This window comes from Gluconobacter sp. P1D12_c (genome assembly GCF_018812105.1).
In the GTDB taxonomy this organism is placed as follows: domain Bacteria; phylum Pseudomonadota; class Alphaproteobacteria; order Acetobacterales; family Acetobacteraceae; genus Gluconobacter; species Gluconobacter oxydans_A.
The window spans coordinates 1-364 of sequence record NZ_JACSIQ010000842.1 but is presented as its reverse complement, the minus strand read 5'-3'; the positions used below and the strand labels follow the sequence as shown (position 1 = coordinate 364).

1 pseudogene is annotated in these 364 nt (G+C 58.2%); it reads right to left on the bottom strand.

Features of this window, described 5'->3' with window-relative positions:
- A pseudogene (locus KP705_RS19455) lies at positions 1-364 on the bottom strand (Tn3 family transposase); the annotation flags it as partial.

The window sequence follows — 364 nt, the reverse complement described above, 5'->3', positions numbered from 1 at the left end:
CCGATAGAGGTCTCCAATGATCTGCACCGCCTTCAGTAATCCCTGTACCGTGCGACCACCCTGAAACTGGAACGCGTTCAGGAATGGACCAATGGCAGGACGAAGAGAGCGATGCCGGTTGATCAGTTCGGCCGTGCGATCAATGGTCTCTGGAGCTGTCAGGGTTTCAGCCCTGCCGATGGCGTCCTGGAGGCGGGGCCAGTCAATTCCCGTAATGGCAGACAGTGAATCAACGCCCTGATCACGGGCCTCAATCAGATGACGGCAAGAGGTTGTCAGCAGACGAAGCTGGGCCTGCAACGATCGCATGGTGACAATCGCTTTGTCACGGATCCGGTGCTCGGCACGGCGCATCATGCTTCCG